This is a genomic window from Methylobacterium sp. AC315, assembly GCF_979253755.1.
On record NZ_CEEDEA010000010.1, the window covers coordinates 25,499 to 49,861 of the forward strand.

Here is a 24,363-nt window from a genome sequence, read left to right on the forward strand (position 1 = left end):
GCGGCGCGAGCCGCGCCCTTCGTCGTTCGAGCGCCCGGGCCGGCGCCGGAGCGGCGGATCGCACCCACCGCAAGCCGCCATGTTGATGACCGGCCCCACCGCCAGATTGCGGATTGACCAACAGGTTCCTTACAGTCACGCATACGTGATCTGCGCCCCGTGCAGGGCCCGCAGTCCGTAGATTCGCAGCCGACGCCATCGGCCGCACGTGTCGTCAGGGAGAAACCGGGTCATGGCTGGGGCAACTGCGATCCCACGGGCGGGGGACGCCGCGAGGCCGATGAGTTCGGCCGAGAAGCGGGTGATCTTCGCCTCCTCACTCGGCACCGTGTTCGAGTGGTATGATTTCTATCTCTACGGGTCGCTCGCCGCGATCATCGGCGCCCAGTTCTTCTCGGCCTACCCGCCGGCGACCCGGGACATCTTCGCGCTGCTGGCCTTCGCGGCCGGCTTCATCGTCCGGCCGTTCGGCGCGCTGGTGTTCGGCCGGATCGGCGATCTCGTCGGGCGCAAATACACCTTCCTGATCACGATCCTGATCATGGGCTTGTCGACCTTCATCGTCGGCATCCTGCCCAACGCCGCCACCATCGGGATCGCGGCGCCGATCATCCTGATCGTCCTGCGGCTGGCCCAGGGCCTCGCGCTCGGCGGCGAGTATGGCGGCGCGGCGACCTACGTGGCCGAGCACGCCCCCAATGGCCGGCGCGGCTTCTACACGAGCTGGATCCAGACCACGGCGACGCTGGGCCTGTTCCTGTCGCTGCTGGTGATCCTGGCGACCCGGAGCCTCACCGGCGAGGCGGCCTTTGCCGAGTGGGGCTGGCGCATCCCGTTCCTGGTCTCGGTCCTGCTGCTCGGCATCTCGGTCTGGATCCGGCTGCAGCTGTCCGAATCGCCGGCCTTCCAGAAGATGAAGGAGGACGGGAAGACCTCGAAGGCGCCGCTCACCGAGGCGTTCGGCCAGTGGAAGAACGCCAAGTTCGCGATCATCGCCCTGTTCGGCCTCGTCGCCGGCCAGGGAGTGGTCTGGTACACGGGCCAGTTCTACGCGCTGTTCTTCCTGCAATCGATCCTGAAGGTCGACGGCTACACGGCGAACCTGCTGATCGCGTGGTCGCTGCTGCTCGGCACCGGCTTCTTCGTGGTGTTCGGCTGGCTGTCGGACAAGATCGGCCGCAAGGTGATCATCCTGGCGGGCTGCGCGATCGCGGCGGCGACGTTCTTCCCGATCTTCAAGGGCATCACCGCCACCGCCAACCCGAAGCTCGAAGCCGCGATCGAGAACGTGAAGGTCACCGTCTCGGCCGACCCGGCCGCCTGCGGGACCTTGTTCAATCCGGTCGGCACCCGGGTGTTCACGGCGCCCTGCGACCTCGCCCGGGACTTCCTGTCGAAGGCCTCGGTGAAATACGCCACCGCGCCCGGCGCCCCCGGCCAGCCCGCGACGATTCGGGTGAACGACACCGAGATCGCCTATCCGCAGGGCGGCGCGCCGGAGGCCAACAAGGCCGTGACCGCTGCGCTCCAGGCGGCCGGCTACCCGAAGGCCGGCGACGCCGACATCGTCAAGATGGCGAACCCGTTCGACATCTTCCGGCCCCAGGTGGCGCAGGTGATCGGCCTGCTGTTCATCCTCGTGGTGTTCGTGACGATGGTCTACGGCCCGATCGCCGCCATGCTGGTGGAGCTGTTCCCGACCCGGATCCGCTACACCTCGATGTCCCTGCCCTACCATATCGGCAACGGCTGGTTCGGCGGCCTGCTGCCGGCCACCGCCTTCGCCATGGTGGCCCAGACCGGGGACATCTATTACGGCCTCTGGTACCCGATCGTCATCGCGGTCGCGACGGTCGTCATCGGGCTGATCTTCGTGCCCGAGACCAAGGATCGCGACATCTTCGCCGATACCTGATCCGACCCACGACCCTCCTCAGGTGACGACACCCGGGCCGCCGACGCGGTCCGGGTGTTTTCGTTTCCAGGGTCGCGGTGGGACCTGCGCGGGCGGGCTCGGGGGCCGCTGCCTCCGGTGCGCTTCGTCACGCATCCGCTCCGACAACTTCGGTACTGGCTGATCGGCAGCCTATTGAGGATCCCGCCTCATGAAGAAGGGACGGCCAGCCTCAAGATTGGCATTGCCGCGAATTCGGACACGAAAAGGCTATTATTATTTTGCACCCAATGGTACGGGCAGCTCCGAAGTCGGCCGACACAAACACACAGGTTGTATGCTGACAACCGCTTGTTGCCGATCAAGAATCAGTCTTGGTGGAACCAAAAGCGGTTCTCTTCCGTCTTCGATACGCTTTGAGACACAAGAGGGAACGGATCGTGGACGAGGCTGTGACGCACTTACATCGCAGGGCCGGACGCAGGCCGCCGCTCGTCGCAGTTATCGGTGCCAACACAACCATGATTGCCGTCTGGGCGCTTATCTACAACCTCGCCGGCGGTCCGGTCTGGCTATGGTAGCGGCGATTGGCGGTTGCGTTTACCGTCGAAATACCCGCTGCAATAGGCTCCGAACAGGTATCCGGACTGGTGCGCGGTGAGATAGCCGAGGATGATCAGCACGTGGAGCAGGTCGATACCGGGGCCGAACGCGAACAGAAGCACGGCGCCGACCAGGATCAGAAACGACGTCGCGATCATGACCAGCATGGTATAAGCCCAGCCGATCAGCAATCCGATCACGAACAGAACTGCAGCGAGTAACATCGCGTCACCTGGCCCAAGGTTGTTCAGCGCAGGACACTGAAACAACATCCCCGAAATGGGGGCTCCGAAGCCCAATGCCACGGGCACCGCACACGCGATCCATGAAGAGAGCGCGTAGTCCGACGACAAAGTTCCGTCGAGCGGCAAATTTTTCATGACGCCCGGGCGCCAAAATATCAAGCCCCGGATAGATCCGACGCAAATCGTGTCAAATGCCGCGTATTCGGCTATCTATTATTCTGTTCTGTAAAATCGATTCTGCTAGACCGGCTTGTCGCTGGTCGAGGCTGCGCCAATAGATCGGTCGGCAAGCTACCGGCGGGCGCATCCGCCGCGTCTCAAGCCTTCGCAGCGGCGCACGTTTCTCCGCAAAGCGTTAACGCCGAACCGCCCCCGGAGCGGCGGCGGCGAACCACCGCTCCGTCGTTTGCGCGAACGTCGCGATCTCTGCCGGATCGGGGCCGTCAGTGACGGAAGTGACGGTGGCCGGTGAACACCATGGCCAAGCCCGCCTCGTCGGCGGCCGCGATCACCTCGGCGTCGCGCATGGAGCCGCCCGGCTGGATCACCGCCGTCGCCCCCGCCTCGGCCGCGGCCAGCAGGCCGTCAGCGAACGGGAAAAAGGCGTCCGAGGCCACGACAGATCCCACCGCCAGGCTGTCGGCGAGCCCCAGGCGCTTGGCACCCTCGGCGGCCTTCCAGGCGGCGATGCGCGAGGAATCGACCCGGGACATCTGGCCCGCCCCGATTCCCACCGTAGCGCCGCCCTTGGCGTACACGATGGCGTTCGATTTCACGTGCTTGGCGACCCGGTAGGCGAAGCGGAGGTCGGCCGATTCGGCCTCGCTCGGCGCGCGCTTGGTCACGACCGTGAGCGGCATGTCGTCGACCACGACCGCGTCCCGGCCTTGGACCAGCAGCCCGCCGGACAAGGTGCGCACGGTCTCGCCCGGTGCCCGCGGGTCGGGCAGGCTGCCGGCCAGCAGGAGGCGCAGGTTCTTCTTGGCGGCCACGATCGCGGCGGCCTCCGGGGTCGCGTCCGGCGCGATGATCACCTCGGTGAAGATCTCGACGATCCGGCGGGCGGACTCCGCGTCGAGCGTCCGGTTCAGCGCGACGATGCCGCCGAAGGCCGAGGCCGGGTCGCAGCTCAGCGCCCGCTCGTAGGCCTCAAGCAGGCTCGCCCCCTCGGAGACGCCGCACGGGTTCGCGTGCTTGATGATCGCCACCGCGGCGGCGCGGACCGGATCGAACTCCGCGACGCATTCGTAGGCGGCATCGGTGTCGTTGAAGTTGTTGTAGGACAGCTCCTTGCCCTGCAGCTGGCGCGCGGTCGCGACGCCGGCCCGGACTTTCCCGGGCGCCCGGTAGAAGGCGGCCGACTGGTGCGGGTTCTCGCCGTAGCGCAGGCCCTGCGCCAGCGCGCCCCCGAAGGCGCGGAACTGGCCGGGCGTCTCGGTGCCGAACTGGACCGCCATCCAGTTGGCGATGGCGGCGTCGTAGGCGGCGGTGCGGGCGAAGGCCTTCTGGGCCAGATGCCGGCGCAGTTCGGACCCGATGGCGCCACCGGTCTGCTCCAGCGCCGCCAGCACCGCGGGGTAATCCGAGACGTCGGTGACGACCGCGACGTCGGCGTGGTTCTTGGCGGCCGCGCGAATCATCGCCGGGCCGCCGACGTCGATGTTCTCGATGCAGTCGGCCTCCGGCTTGTCGGCCGCGATGGTCGCCTCGAACGGGTAGAGGTTCACCACAAGCAGGTCGATGGCCCCGATGCCGTGGGCGGCGAGCGCGGCCTGGTGCTCGGGGTTGTCGCGGATGGCGAGGAGGCCGCCATGCACCGCCGGGTGCAGGGTCTTCACCCGCCCGTCCATCATCTCGGGGAAGCCGGTCAGGTCGGCGACCTCGGTGACCGGCAGGCCGGCCTCCTGAAGGGCGCGATGGGTGCCGCCGGTCGAGACCAGCGCAATGCCGCGGGCATGCAGCGCCCGGGCGAAATCGACGAGGCCGGCCTTGTCCGAGACCGAGAGGAGCGCGCGGGAGACCCGCACCTGATCGTGCGCCATAGCTGCTTGCCGAACCTTGTGATTTCGGCGCGCGGTAGCATGGATCCGGTGCGGGGGGCCAGCCGGCCGGTTCAGGGCGCGATGGCGCCCCGCATCGGCGCCGAGGCCAGGCGCTCGAAGCTCCAGCGCACCTCGACGTCATCGGAGACGCGCAGATACAGAACGATCTGGTCGGTACGCCGCGGCCCGGTCAGGCCGGAAAAGTACACGCTCTCCTCGATCGCGATCTCCGCGGCCGACGCCCGGAACACCCAGACCTCGCCCAGCGCGGAGGCCAGTTCGAGCCCATCCGGCACCCCGCGCACGGCGATGCCGGGATGCAGGTGGAAGCGGATCGCCACGTCGTGGCCGCGCACCCGGGCCTTGCCCTGGCGCAGGAACGCGTCCCGGCCTTCGAGCCGGGTATTCGTGGGGAACAGCTGCCAGCGCCGCTCGTGCACGATGCCGAAATCCGGGGCGTAGCCGTCGTGCCGGGCGGCGAGCATCACGCTGTCGGCCTCCTCGACCCGCTCGGACGCGACGGCGGCGGGACCGCGCAGGACCACGGCGCCGCGCCGGCGGATCAGCCACGCGGCCGCCAGGCGCTCGCCCCACCACCCGGTCGCGGTGAGGAATCGGCAAGAGGACGCGTCGGCGACGCTGGCGGTGGAATGGGCCGGCGTGGAGCGGGCCAGCAGGCGCAGGTCCGGCCCGCTGGCGGGCAGGCCGCAATTGACCACGATGCGCTGCGGCCCGCTCGACATCTCGAAGGCGAGGCAGCCCGCTCCGGCGTTGAGCGAGTAGGGCAGCGGCGGGCTCTTGCCGACATCGGCGACCACGATGACCCGGCCGCCCTCCAGGCGCTCGTAGCCGGAATTCGGAGCGTGCATCATCGGCCGGGCGAGCGCGCCGTCGTAGACCAGGAGCGTCGCGAGATGGTCGGCATCGGTGGCGCCCATGCCGTTGAAGTGGCTGAGCGAGGCGTCCGGGTGGCGCAGAAGCCGCAGCAGCGGCAGCATCCGGTCCACCGCCCGCAGCAGCGCGGCCGGCGGCTCGACGCTGCGGCTGAGATAGCTCTGGCGCAGGGGCAGGAGATCGAGGAGCAGCTCCATGGCGTAGCGCGGGTCGCGGGAGCGGTGGCCGCCGTCGGTCAGGATCTGCCGGTCGAGCTCCCGCGACAGGATGCGGGTCGCCCGGCGCAGGATCGGCTGGATGCCGTCGCAGCACAGGCCGGCGTAGCAGAGCGCCACGGCGGCGCTCAGGCGCCATTGCGGCGGCACGCCCCGCCGCAGGTCGCGCTCGAGCTGTTGGGCGTTGCGCGCGATGGCCTTGAGGAAGTTCTGGTAGAAGGTGTGGTCGGCGCCCTCGAGAACGAGGGGCGACTGGCACAGGAACGAGATCAGCCGCCGCGCCGCCACCGGGGTGTGGCGGGCCAACGCGGCATCGCCCCGGCCGGCGGTGAAATCGGCCACGAAGGCGCGGGCATTGGCCCGGGCGAGCGCGGTGTCGGCCGCCCGGAGGTGGCGCAGCCAGCCGAAGCCGTAGAGCTCATCGGCCCATTCCGGCGAAGGCGCCGCGTAGTCGAAGGGCGAGCCGCCGCTCGCCGCCAGCGAGCGTCCGGCGAAGACGAACAGGCCGGAATAGATGTCGTCCGCGAAGGTCGCGTCGGAGGTGCGCAGGTCCTGCGGGGCGATCACCAGCCCGGTTACGCGCATCCGCGTCAGGATGTCGGGCGAGGCGGTCAGGCTGGCGCCGACGGCACGGAGGGTCCGCGCGGCCTCGCGCCCCACGAGCCGATAAAAGCGCCAGCGGTCAGGCCCCCAAGCCACGCAATATCCCAGCCACGCGATCTCCGAGCCACGCGATCTCGCCAGGCCCCAAGGGCCCGAGCCCCCGGGTACGAGGATCGGCTGGCACCCGTTTCGTTTCAGGGTAGAGGCGGCCTCTTAACCGGCGGTTTACGCTATGTCATTCCCGGGGCGGGAAAGAATGCGGGCTTGCGCACGCCCCGGTTGAAGCACCGGGGCGGATCGGGGTGCGCAAGCCGCGGCTCGGGCGGCTCAGCCCGGGGCAAGAGCCGCGTCGAACGCCCGCAGATTCGAGCGCATCATGTCCAGGTAGGTCGCCGCCGGCCCGTCCGAACCCGACAGGGCGTCCGAATAGACCTTACCGCCGATCCGGGCGCCGCCCTCCCGCGCGATCAGCTCGATCTGGCGCGGATCGCTGATGTTCTCGAGGAACACCGCCGGCACCTTGTCCCGGCGGATCTGCCGGATGATCGTCGCGACGTCCCGGGGGCTCGCCTCGCTGTCGGTGGACACGCCCTGGGGCGCGATGAAGCGCAGCCCGTAGGCGTCGGCGAAGTAGCCGAACGCATCGTGGGTGGTGATGATCCGGCGGTTTGCCGGGGGGATCTTCTCCACGGCCTGTCGCACCGCCGTGTCGAGACGATCGAGCTCCGCCGTGTAGGCCTCAGCAGCCGACCGGTAGGCGTCGGCATGGGCCGGATCGACCTTCGCCAGGCCGTCGCGGATGTTGGCGACGTAGATCCGCACGTTGGCCACGCTCTGCCAGGCATGCGGATCGACCGCGTGGGCGCCGTGGTCGTGCCCGTCCTCCGCATGCGCGTGATCGTCGACGGCCGCGATGGTCTTCACCCCCGCGGAGACGACGACGACCGGGGCGCGGGTGCCCGAGGCCCGGATCAGCCGATCGAGCCAGCCCTCCAGACCGAGGCCGTTGACGAACACGATGTCGGCTCCTGCGAGCTTCTTGGCGTCGGCCGGAGACGGGCTGAAGCCGTGCGCGTCGGAATCCGGGCCGACCAGGGTGGTCACCGCCACGTGAGGCCCGCCGACCGCGCGCACGAGGTCGCCCAGGATCGAGAAGCTCGCCACCGCGCGGACCTTCTCGCCGTCCGGGGCCGCCCGGGCCGGGGGAGACACGCCGAGCCACAGGGCGAGGCCCGCGAGCCACGCCAACCGAACCGTCCCGCGCACCTGTCGTCCTCCCAATCCACCGGAGCCAGCGAGCCTGTAGTGTAACAATGTTACATACACAAGCGGGATACACGGGGGGGCCCCTGATGCGGGTCGTGGGCCGCCGCCGGGTCATCGCCGCGGCAGCCGAGCGTAAGATGGAGCATGCCATGACTGGACGTTTGAGTGCCGCCCTTCTCGTCACCGGTGTTCTCGGCCTGGGCCTCGTCGGCGCCGCCGCAGCGCATGACCGCAGTGCCGACGGCGCGCGGGGCCACGGGCGTTGGAGCGCCCTGACCCCTGAGGATCGGGCCGCCTTCGCGGATGCCCGGATCGCCGGCCTGCATGCCGGGCTGAAGCTCAATCCCGACCAGGAGAAGCTGTGGCCGCCGGTGGAGGCCGCCCTGCGCGACATGGTGAAGTTGCGCCAGGAGCGGCGCGCGGCGATGCGCGATCGTCCGAAGATCGCCGACGACGCGCCGGCCGCCCTGCGGGCGATGGCAGACGCCACGACCGCCCGGGGCGAGGCCCTGCGCAAGCTCGCCGACGCCTCGCAGCCGCTCTACGCGAGCCTCGACGAGGGCCAGAAGCGGCGCGCGATGATCCTCGCCCGCCCGATGGGCGGCCATCGCCACGGCGGCTGGCATCACCACCGCGACGGCGAGCGCGGCCCTGGCGGCGAGGACCGCTGACGGCACGGCGCCCGATCAAAAACCTAAAAATCTAAAAATCCAGAAGAACCAAAAAACTTGATCCGCGGCGGCAGCGGCTGCAAACCGCTGCCGCCGCGGGTCTTGCCAAAGGAGCCCGGTGAAAGGCCCGAACCGGTAAGCTCCATGGCGCGCCTGCCCGGCGACACCGTCCCCCTCCTCGCCCGGCTGTGGCGCACTTGGCTCTATCCCCACCGCGGGACGCTCGCCGTCGTGCTGGTGCTGATCGCGCTGGTGGGCGGCTCGACCGGGCTGTACCCGGCCCTGATCAAGGCCGCCTTCGACGCCTTCGACCGCAAGGACGCGGCGGCGATCGCCTACGGGCCGCTCGTCGTGATCGTGGTCACGGCGCTGCGCGGGTTCTCCCTGTTCGGCCAGACGGTGCTGACCAACCGGGTCGTGACCCGGGTCGAGGCCGACATGCAGGCGGCGCTCTATGGCCACCTGATCGACTCCGACCTCGCCCAGCTCGGCCGCGAGAGCCCAGCTGCGCTGACCCAGCGCTTCACCACCGATTTCGCCTTCATCAAGGAGGCGCTGACCCGCATCTCCACGGTCCTGCTGCGCGACATCGCGATGCTGATCGGCCTCGTGGCGGCGCTGGTCTGGATGGACCCGGTGCTGACGCTCGTCGCCGGCCTCACGGTGCCGTTCGTGGCCGGCCCGATCGGTCGGATCGGCAAGAAGCTCCGGCGGGTCTCGACTACCACCCAGGAGCAGATGGGCGCCACCGCCAGCCTGATCTCCGAGAGCCTGCAGGGCGCCCGGGTCGCCAAGACCTACGCCATGGAGGGCTACCTCAAGGGCCGGGCCGCGCAGGCGCTGGACGAGGTGCGCCGCCTCAAGATGAAGGCCGCCAACGCCCGCGGGCGCCTCGACCCGCTGCTGGAGGTGGGCGGCGGCATCGCGGTGGCGGGGGTTCTGGTGCTCGTCGGGCAGCGGGTGCTGTCCGGCGAGCGGACGGTCGGCGATTTCACCGGTTACGTGGCGGCGCTCCTGCTCGCCGCCCAGCCGGCCCGGGCACTGGGCAACCTCAACGCCATCCTGCAGGAGGCGGCGGCGGCGTTGCGGCGCTATTTCGACGTGATGGACGAGGCACCCCAGATCCGCGAGCCGTCGGATGCGGCGCCGCTCGTCGTCACCGCGGGGGAGATCCGGTTCGCGGGCGTGCAGTTCCGCTACCGCCCGGACGCCCCGGCGCTGGAGGGGATCGACCTCACGGTCCCCGCCGGCGCCGCCACCGCGCTGGTCGGGCGCTCGGGCTCCGGTAAGTCCTCGCTGCTCAACCTCGTGCCGCGGCTCTACGACGTCACCGCCGGCCGGGTGACCATCGACGGGCAGGACGTGCGCGCCGTGACGCTCGCCTCCCTGCGGGCCGCCGTGGCGGTGGTCTCGCAGGAGGTCGTGCTGTTCGACGACACGATCGCGGTCAATATCGGCTTCGGCCGCCCCGGGGCGAGCCGGTCCGAGATCGAGGCGGCCGCCCGCGCCGCGGCCGCCCACGACTTCGTGACCGCCCTGCCGGAGGGCTACGATTTCCGGGTCGGGCCGGCCGGCAACCGCCTCTCTGGCGGCGAGCGGCAGCGAATCGCCCTGGCCCGGGCCTTCCTGAAGGATGCGCCGATCCTGCTCCTCGACGAGGCGACCTCCGCGCTCGATTCGGAATCGGAGCGCCTCGTCCAGGCGGCGCTGACGCGTCTCATGCGCGGCCGCACCACCCTGGTCATCGCCCACCGCCTCTCGACGGTGCGGGAGGCCGACCGGATCGCCGTGATGGAGGCCGGCCGGGTGATCGAGACAGGGCGGCACGACGACCTGATCGCGGCCGGCGGCGCCTATGCCCGCCTGCACCGGATGCAGCTGTCGGATCCGACGCCGACCGCGTGAGGCCACGCCCACACAAGTAGGCGGCACGACACATGCGCCGCATGAGCCATGCGCACGCTCCGTAGATTCATCCGCGGGAGCGCGGCATAAGGGCTTGTGTCTATGAGGACCCTACCGTGAGCGACCTGACGTTCGAGACCCAAGCCCATCCCGCCCGCCGGACCGACGCCGAGCGGGCCGCGCTGATGACGAATCCGGGCTTCGGCAAGGTGTTCACCGACCACATGGTGGTGGCCCGGTACTCGGCCGGCCGCGGCTGGTACGACGCGCGGATCCAGGCGCGCGAGGCGATCCCGCTCGATCCCGCCGCCGCGGTGCTGCATTACGCGCAGGAGATCTTCGAAGGTCTCAAGGCCTACCGCACCGCCGATGGCGGCGCGGCCCTGTTCCGCCCCGATGCCAACGCCCGCCGCTTCCGACTCTCGGCCGAGCGCATGGCGATGGCGCCGTTCCCCGAGGACGCGTTCGTCGAGGCCATGCGCAAGCTGGTCGAGATCGACCGCGCTTGGATCCCCGACACGCCCGACGGCAGCCTCTATCTGCGGCCGTTCATGATCGCCAACGAGGCGTTCCTGGGCGTCAAGCCGGCCTCGGAATACCTGTTCATCACCATCGCCTCGGCGGTGGGCTCGTACTTCAAGGATCCGACCGGCACGGTTACGGTCTGGGTCTCCGAGCACTTCACCCGGGCGGCGCCGGGCGGCACCGGCGCCGCCAAGTGCGGCGGCAACTACGCCGCCAGCCTCGCCGCGCAGGCGGAGGCCACGCGCCAGGGCTGCGAGCAGGTGGTGTTCCTCGACGCGGCCGAGCGCCGCTACATCGAGGAGCTCGGTGGGATGAACGTGTTCTTCGTCTTCGCGGACGGCACGCTGCAGACCCCGCCGCTCTCCGACAGCATCCTGCCCGGCATCACCCGCGATTCGGTGATCACCCTGGCCCGGGAAGCCGGCCTCACCGTGAAGGAGGAGCCCTACACGATCGACGCCTGGCGCACCGACGTCCGCGCCGGCCGGCTCACCGAGGCCTTCGCCTGCGGCACCGCCGCGGTGATCACCCCGATCGGCACCGTGAAGGGCCGCGAGGACAACTTCACCATCGGCGACGCGGTGGCGGGCCCGGTGGCGCGCCGGCTGCGCGGCATGCTGGTCGATATCCAGCGCGGCACGGCCGAGGACTCGCACGGCTGGTTCCAGAAGGTCTTCTAGGGTGTTGGCGTGGCGGAGAGCGGGGGCTGTATGCCCGGTTCGTGCCCTCCGCCGCGCATCCCCCTCCCCCTCTGCGGCGGGGGTCGGGAGGGGAGCGCCGCGTCCGGAAAGAGTGCGCCAGAGGTGAAGTCCTGAACCGTCGCCCCGCCCCTCTCCCGACCCCTGCCAAGGCAGGGGCCGCCCTGACCCGCAGAAGGGAAAGGGAGACGCGCGGATGACGGAAGCGGCAGCCAGCTCACCGGAAACAGCTGCCGGCCCCTGGAATCCAGGCGTCCAGTCCGACCTGCCGGCCGCCTTCACGCCGCTGATCACCGTCTACCGGCCCGAGCACGTCGAGACGCCCCTGCGCGACGCGCTGGAGATGAGCGACCTGTGCGGGCTGCCGGCCCGCCAGCTCACCCGGATCAAGCCATGGCGCTTGGTCGTCCACGAGGTGCTGATCCGGGTCATGTCCGACCTGTCGGTGCCGGTGGGCGAAGTCTACGCCGATCTGGGCGTGAATTTCCGGTCGATCGTGTCGGCAATCCTGCGCGAAGGCGTCGAGCCCCGGCTCGGCGAGGTCGAGGCGGCGCTGGCGGCGCTGCGTGCCGAGGCCGACGCGGTGCTCCGGCGCGAGATCGCCGCGATCCTCGACGACCCGCCGGCCCCGGCCGCGCCGGAGCCCGGATGGCTCGACCGGCTGCTCGGGCGCCGCCCGCCGCCGCCGAGGACACCGCCCCGCCAGGATCCGGCCACCCGGGCGCTCAACCATCTCGAAGCCTGGCAAAGCCGGGCGATGCTGGCCGGAGACGGACTGGAGATCGCCGCCTGCGAGGCCCTGCGCAGCGTCGTCTCCGGCATCCTGGCCCGGCAGAACACGCTGATCCGCGATCCCGCCCTGCTGCGCGGCATCGCCGGGACCCTGGTCTCGAACGGCTACGGCAGCCGCCGCATCGGCGAGTTGATCGAGCCCTGGATCGCCGCCGTCGTCGAGGCCCGCGGCTACCGGCGGCTCGCTCCGCAGGCCCACCCGGTGGTGATGAACGTCAAGGGCGCCTCGGCTTCGGGCAAGAGCACGATCCGACCCTACCAGCTCGGGCTGGCGCGCCGCCTCGGGATGGCGTGGTCCGACTTCGCGGTGATCACGCCGGACGTCTGGCGCAAGTTCCTGCTCGACTACGACAGCCTCGGACCGGCAACCCGGTATGCCGGCACGCTCACCGGCTACGAGGTCGAGATGATCGACATGAAGCTCGACCGCTACGTCACCCGCAAGGCGGCCGAGCGGCGGATCTCGAACCTGCTGATCGACCGCTTCCGGTTCGACAGCTTCCAGGCCGAGGCCGGCTCGGATGGCGGCGGCCAGCTGCTCACCCGATTCGGCGAGCGGGTCTACATGCAATTCATGGTCACGCCGCCGGCCGACACGGTGGAGCGCGCCTACAAACGCGGCGAGCAGTTCGGCCGGTTCAAGGCGGTCGAGGACCTGCTGGCCCACAACGTCGAGGCTTATACCGGCATGCCGCGCCTGTTCTTCAACTGGGCGCTCGCCCGGGACAAGCAGGTCGTCTGCGAGTTTCTGGACAACAGCGTGCCGCAGGGCGAGCGCCCCCGCACCATCGCGTTCGGGGCCGGGGGCGTCCTGAACATCCTCGACGTGAAGGGGCTGATCGACGTCGAGCGCTTCCGCAAGGTCGACATCTTCGCGCGCGCCCCGGACGCGGTGTTTCGCGGGGTGGATCTGGCAGCCGGCGCCAACACGCGCTTCCTGCGCGACTGCCTGCGCAGGATGGACGCGGTCCGGTTCGCCCGCGCCGAGACCGGTCGCGTGTTCCTGCGCCTCGACCGCGGCCGGGTCACCGGCCTGGATCGCCAGGCCCTTGCGGACGCCGACGGCGATCCCGACTGGGACGCGGCCCGGGCGGTGATCGGGATCCCCGAGGATCAATCCGGGATTCCGGAACTGGACGAGACGCTGGTCCCGGCGGACGAGCCGACGCTCGGCAGTTGGGGTCCCACGCCGGCCTGATGTCGATGGAACAATATTTCCGAGACTGACAGCGAGCCGAAGCCTTCACGGTCTGGTATATTGCATGCCTGGGCCGAATATGCATGATTGAGCCGGCACGAGACAGACGCGCCGGCTCAAGGACGCGCCGCCCACGAGAGAGGCTCAGGGATGGAACGCCAGGATTCGCCGTCGGCGAAATGGTGGCAGCTCGCCTTCGGCGTGATCTGCATGGCCATGATCGCCAACCTGCAATACGGCTGGACGCTCTTCGTCGATCCCATCGACCAACGCTACCATTGGGGGCGGGCGGCGATCCAGCTCGCCTTCACGTTGTTCGTCGCCACCGAGACCTGGCTGGTGCCCGTGGAGGCCTGGTTCGTGGATCGCTACGGTCCGAGCCTCGTGGTCGCCTTCGGGGGCGTCATGATCGCCCTGGCCTGGACCATCGACGCCTACGCCGACAGCCTGGCGCTGCTCTACCTGGGCGCGGTGGTTGGCGGAATCGGCGCCGGCTCGGTCTACGGCACCTGCGTGGGCAACGCGCTGAAGTGGTTTCCGCATCGCCGCGGCCTGGCCGCCGGCGCCACCGCGGCCGGGTTCGGCGCGGGTGCGGCGATCACGGTCGTGCCGATCGCCCGGATGATCGCCACGAGCGGATACCAGGACGCGTTCCTGTATTTCGGGATCGGCCAGGGTGCGATCGTGCTCGCCCTCGCCTTCCTGCTGCGTAAGCCCGTCTCCGCCGCCCCGATCCAGCGCAAGAGCCTGCGCCTGCCGCAGACGAAGGTCGACCGCAGCCCCCGCGAGGCGGTGCGCACGCCGGTCTTCTGGGTGATGTACGCGATGTTCGTCATGGTCGCCTCGGGCGGCCTGATGGCGGCGGCGCAGATCGCCCCGATCGCCCAGGACTTCCACGTGGCCGGCGTCCCGGTGAGCCTGTTCGGCCTCCAGATGGCGGCGCTGACCCTGGCGATCTCCCTGGACCGGATCTTCGACGGCTTCGGCCGGCCGTTCTTCGGCTACGTCTCCGACCATATCGGCCGCGAGAACACGATGTTCATCGCCTTCTCGACGGCGGCGCTCGCGGTGATCGTGCTCCTCACCTACGGCCACCACCCGATGGTGTTCGTGTTCGCCACCGCGGTCTATTTCGGGGTGTTCGGCGAGATCTACTCGCTGTTCCCGGCGACCTGCGGGGATACGTTCGGATCGAAATACGCCGCCAGCAATGCCGGCCTGCTCTACACCGCCAAGGGCACCGCGGCGTTCCTGGTGCCGTTCGCCAGCCTCCTGTCGGCGGCCTACGGCTGGTCGGCGGTGTTCTCGCTGATCATCGGGCTCAACGTCGCCGCCGCCGCGCTCGCGATCTTCCTGCTGCGGCCGCTGCGCGCCCGCTACCTCGCCGAGGCCGAGCATCCTGCGGCGCTCGCCGTCCAGCCGATCCGGGTGGTCTGAGCCACCCCGATACCCGCGACACACCGATGGCCCGGAGCCTGCACCGGGTCGGAACGCCAGAACCGAAGCCGAATTTCCGGGAGACACCGCGATGACCGCACTGGCAAAGATCGTCCACACCGCCCCCGAGGTCGAGGCCGAGCCGGATCTCACCGACGGCTTCCACCTCGTCATCGACGCGCTCAAGCTCAACGGCATCGAGACGATCTACGGCGTCCCGGGCATCCCGATCACCGATCTCGGCCGCATGGCCCAGGCCGCGGGGATGCGGGTCGTGTCGTTCCGGCACGAGCAGCATGCGGGCAACGCCGCCGCGATCGCGGGCTTCCTCACCCAGAAGCCGGGCATCTGCCTCACGGTTTCGGCACCGGGCTTCCTGAACGGCCTCACGGCGCTGGCCAACGCCACCACCAATTGCTTCCCGATGATCCTGATCTCGGGCTCCTCTGAGCGCGAGATCGTCGATCTTCAGCAGGGCGACTACGAGGAGATGGACCAGCTCGCCATCGCCAAGCCCCTGTGCAAGGCGGCCTTCCGGGTGCTGCACGCCGCCGATATCGGCATCGGCGTCGCCCGGGCGATCCGTGCGGCCTGCTCGGGGAGGCCCGGCGGCGTCTATCTCGACCTGCCGGCCAAGCTGTTCTCGCAGGTGATGGAGGCCGAGGCCGGCCGGAAGTCGCTGGTGAAGGTGATCGATCCGGCTCCGGCCCAGCGCCCTGCCCCCGACGCCATCGCCCGGGCGCTCGACGTGCTGAAAAATGCCCGCCGTCCGCTGATCGTGCTCGGCAAGGGCGCCGCCTACGCCCAGGCCGACGACGCGATCCGCAGCCTCGTGGAGACCAGCGGCATCCCGTACGTGCCGATGAGCATGGCCAAGGGCCTGTTACCCGACACGCACCCGCTCTCGGCCGGCGCCGCGCGCTCGACGGCGCTGAAGGATTCGGACGTGGTGCTGCTGATCGGCGCCCGGCTGAACTGGCTGCTGTCGCACGGCAAGGGCAAGAGCTGGGGCGAGCCGGGCTCGACCAAGTTCATCCAGATCGACATCGAGCCCCGCGAGATGGATTCGAACGTCGAGATCGTCGCCCCGGTGGTCGGCGACATCGCGTCCTGCGTGCAGGCGCTGCTGGACGGCATGGGCCAGGGCTGGCAGCAGCCCCCGGCCGACTGGATCGACACGCTGAAGGCGAAGCGCGAAGCGAACATCGCCAAGATGGCGCCCAAGCTCATGAGCAACGCCTCGCCCATGACCTTCCATGCCGCGCTCGGCGCCCTGCGGACCATCGTGAAGGAGCGGCCGGACGCGATCCTGGTCAACGAAGGCGCCAACACCCTCGACCTCGCCCGGGGCATCATCGACATGTACCAGCCGCGCAAGCGCCTGGATGTCGGCACCTGGGGCATCATGGGCATCGGCATGGGCTTCGCCGTCGCCGCCGCGATCGAGACCGGAAAGCCGGTCCTGTGCGTGGAGGGCGACAGCGCCTTCGGCTTCTCCGGCATGGAGGTCGAGACGGTCTGCCGGTACGGGCTGCCGATCTGCATCGTCGTGTTCAACAACAACGGCATCTACCGCGGCACCGATTCAGACCCGACCGGGCGCGACCCGGCCACCACGGTGTTCGTCAAGGATTCCCGCTACGACAAGATGATGGAGGCGTTCGGCGGCGACGGCTATCACGTCACCTCGCCGGACGAGCTGACCCGTGCGGTCAACGCCGCGATGGATTCCGGGCGGCCCTCGCTCATCAACGCCGTGATCGACCCGGCCGCCGGCAGCGAGAGCGGCAATATCGGCAGCCTCAACCCGCAGAGCGGGATCAAGAAGAAGGCGGTGTGAGGTCGGCCGGACAAAACCCGTCTTGAGGACCCGCGGGCTCCCTCCCCCCTCTGCGGGGGAGGGTGGGCCGGCCGTCAGGCCGGGTCGGGAGAGGGGCAGCGCGACGGTGCAGGGTGTGGCACCCGTCGCACCTTGTCCGGAAGCGGCGCTCCCCTCTCCCGAACCGCTTCGCGGGCCACCCTCCCCCGCGGGGGGGGGGAGGGGTATGCAAGTGGGCCGGGCCATAGCGCTCATCTGTCGGCAAAGTAATGCTTTTAGCCTGCACATGAGAAACGACCGCCCGCCCCTCCCCATGGCCCGCCTCGTGCTAAGCTTCGGCGATATTCACCTCAAAGGTGCGCCGACATGCTGACCAGACGATCCTTCGTGGCCCTCTCGGGCGCGGCGCTCGCCGCCCCGGCGCTGGCGCAAGGCACGGCCTCCCGGGTTCTCAAGTTCATCCCGCAGGCCGACCTGACGGTGCTCGACCCGATCTGGACGACGGCCTACGTGACCCGCAACCACGGGCTCGCGGTGTTCGACACGCTGTACGGGACCGATGCCAGCTACGCCGCGCAACCGCAGATGGTCGCCGGCCACGTCGTCGAGGACGACGGCAAGCTGTGGCGGCTGACGCTGCGACCGGGGCTGATCTTCCACGACGGCACGCCGGTCCTGGCCCGCGATTGCGTCGCCAGCATCGGCCGCTGGGCCAAGCGCGACCCGATGGGCCAGACGCTCATGGCCTACACGGACGAGCTCTCGGCCCCCGACGACCGCACCATCCAGTTCCGGTTGAAGAAGCCCTTCCCGCTCCTGCCCGACGCGCTCGGCAAGGTCGGCTCGCCGATCTGCGCCATCATGCCGGAGCGGCTCGCCAAGACGGACGCGTTCACGCAGGTGACCGAGATGGTCGGCAGCGGCCCGTTCCGGTTTAAGGCGGACGAGCGGATGGTCGGCGCCCGCGTCGTCTACGAGCGCTTCGACAAATACGTCCCCCGCGACGGCGGCGAGCCGCAATGGACCTCGGGTCCCAAGCGCGCGTTCCTCGACCGGGTCGAGTGGCATGTGATCCCCGATCAGGCCACCGCCGCCTCGGCCATGCAGACCGGCGAGATGGATTGGTGGGAGCAGCCGCCCGCCGACCTCGTGCCCACCTTGGGCAGCCTGAAGACCTCGATCAAGGACCCGACCGGGCTAATCGGCTGCCTGCGGATGAACCAGCTGCTGCCGCCGTTCGACAACCCGGCGATCCGGCAGGTGCTGCTCAAGGTGGTCGACCAGACCGACTTCATGCAGGCGGTGACCGGCGACGACCCGAAGCTGAGGCACGTCCCGACCGGCTTCTTCTGTCCCGGTCTGCCGATGGCGAGCGAGGCCGGCCTCGACGTGCTGACCGGCAAGCGCGACTTCGACGCCGCCAAGAAGGCGCTCGCGGCGGCCGGCTACAAGGGCGAGAAGGTGGTGCTGATGGGCGCCTCCGACTTCCCGAGCCTGAAGGCGCTGGCCGACGTGGCGGCCGACATGCTAACCCGCGCCGGGTTCAACGTCGATTATCAGGTCATGGATTGGGGCTCGGTGGTCCAGCGGCGGGCCAAGCGCGACCCGATCGCCCAGGGCGGTTGGAGCGTCTTCTGCACCTTCTGGGCCGGGCTCGACCAGGCCAATCCGGCCGTCAGCGCCTTCCTGCGCGGGACCGGGGCCGATGCGCCGGTGGGCTGGCCAACCAGCGCGAAGCTCGAGACGCTCCGCCAGGATTGGCTCGACGCCCCCGATACCGCCGCGCGCAAGACGCTTGCGGACGCCCTGCAGAAGCAGGCCTTCGCGGACGTGCCCTACCTGCCGCTCGGGCAGTACTTCAACCAGACCTCGTACAAGCCTTCGGTGACCGGGGTGCTCGACGGCGTGCCGGTATTCTGGAACGTCAAGAAGGGCTGAGCGGGCGGGTCAGGCCGGGACGGCGTCCACGGGCCTGCTGGCCCGGGCCGGATCGCCGGCCCCGGCATCGGCCATGAGCGCCGGGATCAGGTCCGTCTGCGACACGATCCCGACGAGCCGGCCATCCGGATCGACCACCGGCAGATGGTGCAGGGCCGCCTCCGCCATCCGCAGCACCAGATCGGTGAGCGGCGTGTCCGGCGTCACGGGCTCGACCGCGGTCATGATGTCGGCGGCGCAGCCATGGGGGGCGCGCCCGCGCTCCACGGTCAGCCGCAGACGGCGGCCGAGGCCGAGCCGCGGGCCGCTCCGGTCCCAGGCGGCCTTGTCGAGCAGGTCGGTCTGCGTGACGATCCCGAGTACCCGGGCGCGCTCATCCGTGACCGGCAGGGCCTTGATCCGGTGGCGGCGCAGCAGCCGCAAGGCCTCCGCCAGGGAATCATGGGGCGCGAGCCCGATCACGTCCCGGGACATGATGGCCGCGCAGGTGGTCTGCCCCGGGCGGCGCCCGTAGACGCGCATCTGCACCCGCCGCAGGATCTGCTCCAGGTCACTGCGGTCGACGTCGAGCAGCTGGTCGAAATCCTCCAGCGCCGCATCGAGGTCCGAGGCCAGGAAGCCGAGGCGGGAGGATGGGGCCGGGTCGTCGGTGCGCGGGCCGGCCGGGCGCAGGTGGGGATAGGCGCGGCCGGTGAGATTGTTGAACAGCAGGGCCGTGGCCAGCAGCAGCAGCGAGTTGACCGCCACCGGCCAGAGCACGAAGCCGTAGCCGAGCTCCCGGATCGCCGGGCCGCCCAGCACCGCCGTGAGGGCGACGGCGCCGCTCGGCGGGTGCAGGCAGCGCAGGGCCATCATCAGGGCGATCGCCAGCCCGATGGCGACGGACGCAGCCACGAACGGGTCCGGCACCCACAAAGCCGCCGTGACGCCGACCAGGGCAGCCACGAAATTTCCACCGAGGATCGACCAGGGCTGTGCCAGTGGGCTCGCCGGCACCGCGAAGAGCAGGACCGCCGAGGCGCCCATCGGGGCGATCAGCACGGGGGCGGCCGCGGGCCCGATCGCGGCGCGGCAGACCAGGCCAGTGGCCAGGATCCCGAGCAGGGCGCCGGCGGCCGAGCGCAACCGTTCGCGCTGGCTGACGGGGGTCAGCTCCGGAAGGAGACGGCTGAGCAAGGATCGCATCGGGTCCGGATCTCGCACACGAGACGGGACGGCGCAGGGTGCGCCGTCCCGCTTCAGGATTAGAGGTCGGGAGCCGCTTATCAGACCGCGTGGGCCTCGTGCATCGCCTGGATCTGCGTGGCGCTGTAGCCGAGGCCCGTGAGCACCTCGTCGGTGTGCTCGCCGAGCAGTGGCGAGGCCTTCACCTCGACGGTCATGTCGGAGAACTTGATCGGGCTTCCGACGGTCAGGTACGAGCCGAGCTTGGGATGCGGCACCTCGACCACGGTGCCGCTCGCGCGCAGCGACTTGTCCTCGGCGATCTCCTTCATCGACAGCACCGGCGCGCAGGGGATGTCGTAGGTGCGCAGGATGTCCACCGCCTCGAACTTGGTCTTGTCGGCCAGCCATTCCTCGATGGTCTTGAAGATATCGAAGATCTTGTCCTGCCGGGCCCGCGGGGTGTTGTAGGCGGCGTCGGTGATCCACTCCTCCCGGCCGAGCACCTTGCAGATCGGCGCCCAGGCATGGCCCTGGATCGTGAAGTAGATGTAAGCGTTCGGGTCGGTCTCCCAGCCCTTGCACTTGAGCACCCAACCGGGCTGGCCGCCGCCGCCGGCGTTGCCGCCGCGCGGGACCACGTCCGAGAACTCCCCGTGCGGGTATTGCGGGTATTCCTCGAGGTAGCCCAGCGCGTCGAGGCGCTGCTGGTCGCGCAGCTTCACCCGGCAGAGGTTGATGACCGAATCCTGCATCGACACGGCGACCTTCTGGCCGGTGCCGGTCTTGTTCTTCTGGTGGAGCGCCGTGAGGATGCCGATCGCGAGGTGCATGCCGGTGTTGGAATCACCGAGCGCTGCGGCGCTGACGGTGGGCGGCCCGTCCCAGAAGCCGGTGGTCGAGGCGGCGCCGCCGGCGCATTGGGCGACGTTCTCGTAGACCTTCAGGTCCTCGTAATGGTGCCCGTCGGAGAAGCCCTTCACGGAGGCCAGGATCATCCCGGGATTGAGCTCCTGGATGCGGGCCCAGGAGAAGCCCATCCGGTCGAGCGCTCCGGGACCGAAATTCTCGACCATCACGTCGGAATCCTGGATCAGCTTCTCCAGGACTTCCTTGCCGGCCTGGGTCTTGGTGTCGAGCGTCAGCGAGCGCTTGTTGGAGTTCAGCATCGTGAAGTAGAGCGCGTCGGCATCCTCGACGTGCCTCAGCTGCGTGCGGGTCACGTCGCCGGAGCCCGGCCGCTCCACCTTGATCACGTCCGCGCCGAACCACGCCAGCAGCTGCGTGCAGGCGGGACCGGCCTGGACGTGGGTGAAGTCGATGATCTTGATCCCATCCAACGGCTTGCTCATCTGGCGTTCTCCCATGCACGGTGAGGTTTGCGGTCTTCGGACGGTCCCGTTTGGTATTCAGGATCCGTTCGGAAGGGCTTCGAGTTCGGCCACCCGCTGGCGCAGGCGCTTCTCCTCGGCCCAGCGCTCGGTCTCGTCGCGGATCACCGCAACGATCCCGGTCACCTGGTCCGACGCGTCCCGGATCATCCCGACCGTGAAGGCGATGGAGAGCTGGTGGCCGTCCTTATGGATTGCCGGCACCCGGAGGGTCTCCGCTCCGTAGCGGGTGATTCCGGTCCGCATCGTCTTGGCGTAGCCGTCCCAGTGACGGCGCCGGTGCCGCTCGGGCGTGATCAGGTCGAGAGTCTGCCCCAGGGCGTCCGCGGCGGTGAAGCCGAAGATCCGCTCGGCGGCGGGGTTCCAGACCGTGATCGCACCCTCCGGATCCGCCACCACCACGGCATCGCCGATGGCCGCCGCGAAGCCCGCGAGATCGTACGCGGGCGGACGGTCGAGCACGGTCTCAGCGCCGGCCACGGACAGTCCGACCCCTGCGCTGCCGATGTTCGACGGTCGAGATGCTGTGTTGGTCGGAACGAACGAAGCTCGGGTCCGGCATTGCGGTCTCCCTGCGGATACGGCGCTAAAGTTCCGGATGGTCCGGAGCCCCTAGCCGCGTCTCGCTGTGCATCTTGGCATCTGGTATGCCAGATACCGAGTAACGTCAACCGCAAGGGTTCAATTTGGCATTTTGTTGCAGATCAATCGTATCGCCCGCTGGGAACAAGGTGGCTTGCAACGGAGGGCCGATCCACCCGCGTCGTTATCCCGAGGGAAGCCGGGCGCCCCGGCGATCAACCCAGCTTTGAAACCCGTCGGCTGTCCCAGGCCGCCATGCTGCGCTCGGGATCACGGTGAAGCCGGGGCCCTCATCCGGCTCCCCTACGGGCGCGGTCGGCCCGGCGCCCGGTCTTCTCAGATTCGCCGCTTTCCGGGGGCAGGAGCCGGTCAGCCAGACAGCACGGGCCGGCGTTTCGGCAACCCGCCCTGGAGACCACTCGGTGATCCGTTTCGAGAAAGTCAGCAAGGTCTACCGCACCGACGGCCACAAGCGGACGATCCTGGAGCAGGTGTCGTTCACCCTGAAGCCCGGCATCTCCTACGGCATCCTCGGCATCAACGGCGCCGGCAAGTCGACCACGATGCGGCTGATCGCCGGGACCGAGGATCCGACCCGCGGAAAGATCCATCGCGGCCTGCGGATCTCGTGGCCGCTGGGTTTCGCCGGCGGCTTCCATCCCAAGATGACCGGCCGCGACAACGTCATGTTCGTCGCCCGGATCTACGGCGAGGATCCGCGCCGGGTGCTCGACTTCGTCGAGGATTTCTCGGAGCTCGGCAGCTACCTCGACGTGCCGATCTACACCTACTCGTCCGGCATGGGCGCCCGGCTCGCCTTCGGCATGAGCATGGCGATTCCGTTCGACTGCTACCTGATCGACGAGATCACCTCGGTCGGCGACGCGCGCTTCTCCAAGCGCTGCGACGAGGTGTTCTCGCAGCGGCGCAAGAACGCCGACATCATCATGGTCTCGCACTCGATGGAGACGATCCGCCAATGGTGCACGCAGGGCCTCGTCCTGCTCAACGGGCGGGCGATCATCTACGAGGACGTCAACGACGCCATCGAGGTCTATCGGCGCCTCAACGCGTGATCGACCCGACCGGGGAAGACATGCTTTTGCCGCCTCTTCATGAGAGAGGCGTGCGACACGAGCGTTTCGGCGCGGTCGAGGGCCCGGCGACGGGCGGACCGTGGGGGCCGTGGAGGCCAGGGATCACGTCATGAACATGGAGATCCGGAAAGCCGAGGGGCAGCCGGTCACCACTGCGGACCGGCAGCAGGCGATCACCGAATCGTTGCGCCAGATCGCCCGCATGTCGCGGTTCGTGGACCGCAAGAAGGGCATCCGGTCCTACCAGAGCCACGTCAAGAACGACCCCTGGATCCCGATCCTGTTCGTGGTCTGCTTCGTGCTGCCGGCCCTGGCCGGAGCGCTGTATTTCGGCCTGATCGCCTCGGATCGCTACGTGAGCGAGGCGCGGTTCGCGATCCGCCCGGCGCTCGGCACGGCCGACAAGGCGACGCCGGATTCGGTCGGCACCTCGTCGGGCGTCTCGAATCAGATGGTCGCCCAGGACACGCTGATCACCTACGAGTACATCCTCAGCCGGCCGATGCTGGAGATCATCGAGTCGAAGCTGCCGATCCGCGAGTGGTTCAGCCGCGACAGCATCGACTACTTCTCCCGCTTCGATCCCGATAAGCCGATCGAGAAGTTCCTCCGCTACTGGAAGCGCCGGGTCGGCATCGAAGTCGAATCCGGCTCCGGCATCATGTCGCTCCAGGTCGAGGCCTTCGACCCGAGCGAGTCCCTCGCCATCGCCCAGGCGGTGATGAAGGAGGCCGAGCGGATGGTGAACGACCTCAGCGTCAAGTCCCGCGAGGACGCCGTCGCGGAGAGCACGCGCGAGTTGAAGCTCGCCGAGGAACGCATGACCAAGATCCGCCTGGCGATGCGCGACCTGCGCAATCGCGAAGGCGTGCTGGACGCGCAGAAGTCCAACGAGGCCAACCTCAAGGTCGTGTCCGAGCTACGGGCGGCCCGCATCAACCTGGCGGTCCAGCTCGCCATTGGCCAGCGCGACCTCGGCCCGGAATCGCGCCGGATCATCGACATCAAGCAGCAGATCAAGGATCTCGACGAGAACATCGCCAAGATCGAGCGGCAATCGGCCAGCCAGGACCCTGAGCAGAAGCGCCTTCTGTCGGACGCGCTGACTCGGTTCGAGGGGCTCGAGAACGACCGCAAGAACGCCGAGAAGTACTACCAGCAGGTGCTGACCGCCCACGAGCGGGCCCGCATCGTCGCCGCCAGGCAGATCGAGTTCTTCAGCCCCATCGTCGAGCCGGTGAAGGCACAATCCTCGGTCGAGCCGCGGCGGATGTTGATGATCAGCCTCGTCACCGCGGGCGCCGCCGTCCTGTTCGCGGCCTCGATGTTCGCCCGCAAGATGATGGCCTGAGGACGGGCGCCCGGTTCGGCATGGATCGGGCGC

Annotated in this window: 17 protein-coding genes; 10 read left to right on the forward strand and 7 right to left on the reverse strand. The window is 69.2% G+C overall.

What is annotated here, in order from left to right:
* The first annotated feature begins 232 nt into the window (after positions 1-232).
* The gene (locus AC0IY0_RS17395) at positions 233-1,915 is read left to right on the forward strand and encodes an MFS transporter (RefSeq protein ID WP_419830726.1); all 1,683 of its coding nucleotides are present in this window, start codon (positions 233-235) and stop codon (positions 1,913-1,915) included.
* Positions 1,916-2,466: 551 nt separating this feature from the next.
* Here AC0IY0_RS17395 and AC0IY0_RS17400 read toward each other — a convergent pair.
* The 4 genes from AC0IY0_RS17400 to AC0IY0_RS17415 all read right to left on the reverse strand — a co-directional run bounded on the left by AC0IY0_RS17400 (position 2,467) and on the right by AC0IY0_RS17415 (position 7,762).
* Entirely contained in the window at positions 2,467-2,877 is a 411-nt protein-coding gene (locus tag AC0IY0_RS17400) for a hypothetical protein (protein WP_471764789.1), read from the reverse strand.
* Positions 2,878-3,185: 308 nt separating this feature from the next.
* Positions 3,186-4,784, reverse strand: coding sequence for a bifunctional phosphoribosylaminoimidazolecarboxamide formyltransferase/IMP cyclohydrolase (gene purH / locus AC0IY0_RS17405; protein WP_471764790.1), 1,599 nt, complete (start codon positions 4,782-4,784; stop codon positions 3,186-3,188).
* A 71-nt stretch (positions 4,785-4,855) separates the two neighbouring features.
* Positions 4,856-6,592 (reverse strand): heparinase II/III family protein, encoded by a 1,737-nt coding sequence (locus AC0IY0_RS17410; RefSeq protein WP_471764792.1) that lies wholly within the window; start codon positions 6,590-6,592, stop codon positions 4,856-4,858.
* Between the two features lie 231 nt (positions 6,593-6,823).
* Positions 6,824-7,762, reverse strand: coding sequence for a metal ABC transporter substrate-binding protein (locus AC0IY0_RS17415; protein WP_471764793.1), 939 nt, complete (start codon positions 7,760-7,762; stop codon positions 6,824-6,826).
* Positions 7,763-7,911: 149 nt separating this feature from the next.
* On the opposite strand from AC0IY0_RS17415, the gene AC0IY0_RS17420 reads away from it, so the two are divergent.
* The 7 genes from AC0IY0_RS17420 (at position 7,912) to AC0IY0_RS17450 (ending at position 18,745) form a co-directional block, all read left to right on the forward strand.
* Positions 7,912-8,433: a Spy/CpxP family protein refolding chaperone gene (locus tag AC0IY0_RS17420; protein WP_471764794.1), complete on the forward strand. Its 522-nt coding sequence runs from the start codon at positions 7,912-7,914 to the stop codon at positions 8,431-8,433.
* A 144-nt stretch (positions 8,434-8,577) separates the two neighbouring features.
* A complete protein-coding gene (locus AC0IY0_RS17425) occupies positions 8,578-10,338 on the forward strand; it encodes an ABC transporter ATP-binding protein (RefSeq protein ID WP_471764795.1) in 1,761 nt (586 codons plus the stop codon).
* Between the two features lie 116 nt (positions 10,339-10,454).
* On the forward strand, positions 10,455-11,543 hold the full coding sequence (locus AC0IY0_RS17430; RefSeq protein WP_471764796.1) for a branched-chain amino acid aminotransferase: 1,089 nt from the start codon (positions 10,455-10,457) through the stop codon (positions 11,541-11,543).
* Between the two features lie 214 nt (positions 11,544-11,757).
* Positions 11,758-13,551 carry a DEAD/DEAH box helicase family protein gene (locus AC0IY0_RS17435; RefSeq protein WP_147909849.1) on the forward strand — a complete coding sequence of 598 codons (1,794 nt, stop codon included), beginning with the start codon at positions 11,758-11,760 and terminating at the stop codon, positions 13,549-13,551.
* Positions 13,552-13,701: 150 nt separating this feature from the next.
* On the forward strand, positions 13,702-14,988 hold the full coding sequence (gene oxlT, locus AC0IY0_RS17440; protein ID WP_147909848.1) for an oxalate/formate MFS antiporter: 1,287 nt from the start codon (positions 13,702-13,704) through the stop codon (positions 14,986-14,988).
* Between the two features lie 91 nt (positions 14,989-15,079).
* Entirely contained in the window at positions 15,080-16,828 is a 1,749-nt protein-coding gene (gene oxc / locus AC0IY0_RS17445; protein ID WP_471764798.1) for an oxalyl-CoA decarboxylase, read from the forward strand.
* Positions 16,829-17,173: 345 nt separating this feature from the next.
* Entirely contained in the window at positions 17,174-18,745 is a 1,572-nt protein-coding gene (locus AC0IY0_RS17450) for an ABC transporter substrate-binding protein (RefSeq protein WP_147909967.1), read from the forward strand.
* 9 nt (positions 18,746-18,754) lie between these two features.
* Here the strand turns inward: AC0IY0_RS17450 and AC0IY0_RS17455 are convergent, their stop codons facing one another.
* The 3 genes from AC0IY0_RS17455 to AC0IY0_RS17465 form a co-directional block, all read right to left on the reverse strand.
* Positions 18,755-19,930, reverse strand: a complete 1,176-nt coding sequence (locus AC0IY0_RS17455) for an HPP family protein (protein ID WP_147909968.1) — start codon at positions 19,928-19,930, stop codon at positions 18,755-18,757.
* A gap of 80 nt (positions 19,931-20,010) precedes the next feature.
* Positions 20,011-21,261 (reverse strand): formyl-CoA transferase, encoded by a 1,251-nt coding sequence (gene frc / locus AC0IY0_RS17460; protein ID WP_471764799.1) that lies wholly within the window; start codon positions 21,259-21,261, stop codon positions 20,011-20,013.
* A gap of 57 nt (positions 21,262-21,318) precedes the next feature.
* Entirely contained in the window at positions 21,319-21,762 is a 444-nt protein-coding gene (locus AC0IY0_RS17465; protein WP_471764904.1) for a PAS domain-containing protein, read from the reverse strand.
* Between the two features lie 542 nt (positions 21,763-22,304).
* On the opposite strand from AC0IY0_RS17465, the gene AC0IY0_RS17470 reads away from it, so the two are divergent.
* Positions 22,305-22,958, forward strand: coding sequence for an ABC transporter ATP-binding protein (locus AC0IY0_RS17470; RefSeq protein WP_147940952.1), 654 nt, complete (start codon positions 22,305-22,307; stop codon positions 22,956-22,958).
* Positions 22,959-23,088: 130 nt separating this feature from the next.
* The gene (locus AC0IY0_RS17475) at positions 23,089-24,330 is read left to right on the forward strand and encodes a KpsE/RkpR family capsule polysaccharide export protein (RefSeq protein WP_147909970.1); all 1,242 of its coding nucleotides are present in this window, start codon (positions 23,089-23,091) and stop codon (positions 24,328-24,330) included.
* Positions 24,331-24,363: the final 33 nt, after the last annotated feature.